Annotated in this window: 6 protein-coding genes; 4 read left to right on the plus strand and 2 right to left on the minus strand. The window is 67.2% G+C overall.

Features of this window, described 5'->3' with window-relative positions:
- The 4 genes from WAW17_RS09670 to WAW17_RS09685 form a co-directional block, all read left to right on the plus strand.
- Nucleotides 1–502, plus strand: a 502-nt coding sequence (locus tag WAW17_RS09670; RefSeq protein WP_422332763.1) for an ABC transporter permease, incomplete at its 5' end; no start/stop codon positions are given.
- Nucleotides 503–540: 38 nt separating this feature from the next.
- The gene (locus WAW17_RS09675) at nt 541–1,146 is read left to right on the plus strand and encodes a pentapeptide repeat-containing protein (protein ID WP_422332764.1); all 606 of its coding nucleotides are present in this window, start codon (nt 541–543) and stop codon (nt 1,144–1,146) included.
- A gap of 33 nt (nt 1,147–1,179) precedes the next feature.
- A complete protein-coding gene (locus WAW17_RS09680; protein WP_422332765.1) occupies nt 1,180–2,040 on the plus strand; it encodes a bifunctional methylenetetrahydrofolate dehydrogenase/methenyltetrahydrofolate cyclohydrolase in 861 nt (286 codons plus the stop codon).
- Nucleotide 2,041: 1 nt separating this feature from the next.
- Nucleotides 2,042–2,326, plus strand: a complete 285-nt coding sequence (locus WAW17_RS09685) for a DUF3017 domain-containing protein (protein ID WP_422332766.1) — start codon at nt 2,042–2,044, stop codon at nt 2,324–2,326.
- On the opposite strand, the gene metX is transcribed toward WAW17_RS09685, so the two are convergent.
- Together metX and WAW17_RS09695 are read right to left on the minus strand one after the other, a co-directional pair.
- Nucleotides 2,323–3,447 carry a homoserine O-acetyltransferase MetX gene (gene metX, locus WAW17_RS09690; RefSeq protein ID WP_422332767.1) on the minus strand — a complete coding sequence of 375 codons (1,125 nt, stop codon included), beginning with the start codon at nt 3,445–3,447 and terminating at the stop codon, nt 2,323–2,325. The genes WAW17_RS09685 and metX overlap by 4 nt on opposite strands.
- A partial coding sequence (locus WAW17_RS09695; protein ID WP_422332768.1) for a PLP-dependent transferase occupies nt 3,444–3,979 on the minus strand: 536 nt, incomplete at its 5' end. The genes WAW17_RS09695 and metX, both read right to left, overlap by 4 nt.

Genomic DNA, 3,979 nt, shown 5'->3' on the forward strand with positions numbered 1-3,979 from the left:
GGGTGTGCTTCAACGGCTGCGCGGAACCCCACTCGGCCCCGGAATGTATCTCGTCGGGCGGACCGCGTCCGCGCTGTGGATCGCCCTGCTCACCGGTGCCCTCGTGCTGTCGGTGGGCCTGATCTTCTTCGACCTCGAGGTCGCGGGGTTCGGGGTGCCGCTCGCCGTAGCGGTGATGCTGCTGGGCACGGGTACCTCGGCGGCCTGTGGTTTCGCACTGGCGGCGGTGTTGCCGAGTAGCAAGGCCATCAGCGCGGCGGGGCTCGCGATCCTCCTGCCGCTGTCGTTCTTCTCCGATGTGTTCGTCGTCGGCGACATCCCCGCCTGGATGGACACGGTCGGCTCGGTCTTTCCACTGAAGCACTTCGCGAACTCGCTCGCGTCGGCCCTCGACCCCGCAGGGCCGTCCGTTAACGGTGTTGCGCTCGCCGTGCAGGCCGCCTGGCTCGCCGGTGCCGGTGTCTTCGCGGTGCGCTCCTTCCGGTGGGATCGCCGGAACTGAATTCCTGGGGCCGCGTCGGAGCGGGGCATGATGGTGGGATGGAATCAGCGGACGAGGTGGTGGGCGAGAATTTCGACGATGCCCGACTACCCGGGCAGACATGGCACCGCAGGCACTTCACGAAGTGCAGCTTTCGTGATGCCGATCTGAGCGGGTTTCGCACCGAGTCGGTGATATTCACCGAATGCGACTTCACGGGAGCCGACCTCGCCGAGTCCCGCCACGTGGGAACAGCGTTCCGGTCGTGTAGGTTTACGCGAACCACTCTGTGGCACAGTGAGTTCCGTCACTGCAGCTTTCTCGGATCCGAATTCGACCATTGCCGGCTGCGTCCGGTGGACGTCGAAGAATGCGACTTCACGCTCGTCTCGCTCGGCGGTGCCGACCTGCGCCGGCTCGATTTCACCGACTGCCGATTCCGTGAGGCGAACCTTGTGCGTACCGACTTGCGGGACGCCGTCCTGCGTGCGGCTGATCTACTCGGTGCCCGCACCGGCGGAACCAGACTCGACGGCGCGGATCTGCGTGGAGCCCACATCGATGCGGACCTGTGGACCTCGGCGTCACTGGAGCGGACGAAGATCGAACTCACCCAGGCGATCGCCTATGCGACTGCTCACGGGCTCGTGGTGGAACCGACCTGACGCGCGTCCAGCGAACCTGAAACAATGGTTCCCGTGACTGCAACGATTCTCGATGGCAAGGCCACCCGCGACGAAATTTTCGAAGACCTGAAGGTGCGGGTGAGTGCGCTGAAGGACAAGGGCATCACCCCCGGTCTCGGCACCGTTCTGGTGGGAGAGGACCCGGGATCCGCGGCGTACGTGCGTGGCAAGCACAGCGACTGCGCCAAGGTCGGCATCACCTCGATACGACGTGACCTGCCGGGCGACATCGCGCAGGAGAAGCTCGACGCCACCATCGACGAACTCAACGCCAACCCGGAGTGCACCGGATACATCGTGCAGCTTCCGATTCCGAAGCATCTCGACGAGAACGCCGCACTCGAGCGCATCGACCCAGACAAGGACGCCGACGGACTGCACCCGGTGAACCTCGGCCGGCTCGTGCTGGGCAAGGAAGCGCCGTTGCCGTGTACCCCCCGGGGAATCCTGCACCTGCTCCGCCGCTACGACGTGCCGATCGCGGGTGCCCATGTGGTGGTCATCGGCCGAGGCATCACGGTCGGCCGGCCCATCGGCCTCCTCTTCACCCGGCGGAGCGAGAACGCCACGGTCACCCTCTGCCACACCGGTACCCGGGATCTGGCCGCGGAGGTCCGCCGCGCCGACATCGTCATCGCGGCAGCGGGAGTTCCCGGTCTGGTGACGGCTGACATGGTCAAACCCGGTGCCGCAGTCCTCGACGTGGGCGTCAGCCGGACCGAGGAGGGGTTGCGCGGTGACGTGGCACCGGATGTCGTCGAGGTAGCGGGGTTCTTGTCACCCAACCCGGGCGGCGTCGGACCGCTGACTCGGGCCTTCCTGCTGACCAATGTGGTGGAGCGCGCTGAGCGCGTCGCGGCGTCCCTCGGCTGACATGGCGGACTGGGGGCGATTCGCGAAGAAGAACTTGCCGATGCTGGCGGTCCTCGTCGTCATCGTGGCGGCCATCGGTCTGGTGCTGGCCGACCGGTGGCGACGAGGAGCACTCGTGTTCGGGGCCGCGACACTGCTCGCGGCCGCGTTCCGGCTGATGATGCCGACGGAACGGGTGGGGCTACTTGCGGTGCGCAGCAGGCCTTTCGATGTCAGCGCGCTGGTGGCAGTCGGGGGAGCGATCGTCTGGCTGGCCGTCTCCATCGACCCCCTCGGCACCGACTAGCGGTTCGAGCGGGCGAGTTCCATCGTCTCCGACAGCAGCTTTGCCACGGAGTCTGCTTCGGTGAGGAACCCGTCGTGACCGTCCCGGGAATTGATGACACGCAGACCGTCGCAGGTAGGGATGGCGTTGGCCAGATCCTCCTGGAGGCGCAGTGGGTAGAGCCGATCGGAGTCGACGCCGCCGACGATGACGGGCGCGGTGATGGCACCGAGCGCAGCAGCCACGCCGCCTCGTCCGCGACCCACGTCATGCCGGTTCATGGCTTCGCTGAGGAGCACGTAGGTGCTCGGGTCGAAACGAGCCACCAGCTTGTCCGCCTGATGCTGGAGATAGCTTTCGACGGAGTATCGTCCGCCCCGCCACGGGTCCTCACCCTCCTGGGGGGAGTTGGCGAACCGGGAGTCGAGTTCGTTCTCGCTGCGGTACGTCAGATGCGCGATCCGGCGGGCGATCCCGAGCCCGTTGCGGGGGATCCGGCCGGTGCCGTAATAGTCGCCGCCCTGCCAGTCGGGGTCGTTGGTGATGGCCTCGATCTGCGTGGTCTGGGTGCCGATCTGATCCGCTGTCGCGCGGGCCCCGACGGCGAGCACCAGGGCCGACGCGATCTGCCCGGGATAGGTGACGGCCCACTCGAGTGCGCGCATTCCGCCCATCGAACCGCCGACGACCGAGGCGAACTTCTCGATTCCGAGGAGGTCGGCGAGCTTCTTCTCGGCGGCGACCTGGTCCCGGATGGAGATTTCCGGGAACCGGCTGCCCCAGGGTCGGCCGTCCGCCGCAAGAGAACCCGGACCCGTCGTGCCGCGGCAACCGCCGAGGACGTTGGTCGCGACGACGCACCATTCGCCGGTGTCGATCGGTGCGCCCGGTCCTACCATTCCGGTCCACCAGCCGGGGGAGGGATGTTCGTCCGAGACGGGGCCCGTGACATGGGAGTCCCCGGTGAGAGCGTGCTCGACCATCACCACGTTGTCCCGGTTGGGGGACAGCTCACCCCACCGCTGGACAGCGAGCGTGACCGACGGGATCACGTCGCCGCTTTCGAGTTCGAGGGAACCGATGTCGACGGTGCCCAGGGTTCCGTTCGACACGGGCAGGTACTGAACTGTGCTCACTGTCAAGATGCTGCCGCCTCGAGGCCGGTGACGAGGTCGGCGACGATGTCGTCGATTCCCTCGATGCCGACGGCCAGCCGGACCAGTCCGGGGGTTACTCCGGTGGCGATCTGCTCCTCGGGAGAGAGCTGCGAGTGGGTGGTGGACGCGGGATGGATCACGAGCGACCGCACGTCGCCGATGTTCGCGACGTGGCTGTGCAGGGTGAGCGCGTCCACGAACTTCTTGCCCGCGTCGATTCCGCCCACCAGTTCGAACGTCACGATGGCGCCCGCGCCCTTGGGCGCCAGCTTCTTTGCCCGCTCGTGCCACGGCGACGACGGCAGTCCCGCATACCCGACAGACGCCACTTCCGGCCGCGCCTCGAGGAACTCGGCCACCTTGTGCGCGTTGGCGACATGCCGTTCCATGCGCAGGCTGAGGGTTTCGATGCCCTGCGCGATGAGGAACGCATTGAACGGTGCGACGGCCGAGCCGAGGTCGCGCAGCAGCTGGACGCGGGCCTTGAGGGCGTATGCCGGTGCGCCGAGATCGGCGA

The sequence above is a fragment of the Rhodococcus sp. (in: high G+C Gram-positive bacteria) genome (assembly GCF_049286785.1).
Classification (GTDB): Bacteria; Actinomycetota; Actinomycetes; order Mycobacteriales; family Mycobacteriaceae; genus Rhodococcus_F.

What these genes read in the sequence shown, in the direction of transcription:
- WAW17_RS09675 (WP_422332764.1), top strand. Translation starts at nt 541, where the DNA reads ATGGAATCAGCGGACGAGGTGGTGGGCGAGAATTTCGACGATGCCCGA.
- WAW17_RS09685 (WP_422332766.1), top strand. Translation starts at nt 2,042, where the DNA reads ATGGCGGACTGGGGGCGATTCGCGAAGAAGAACTTGCCGATGCTGGCG.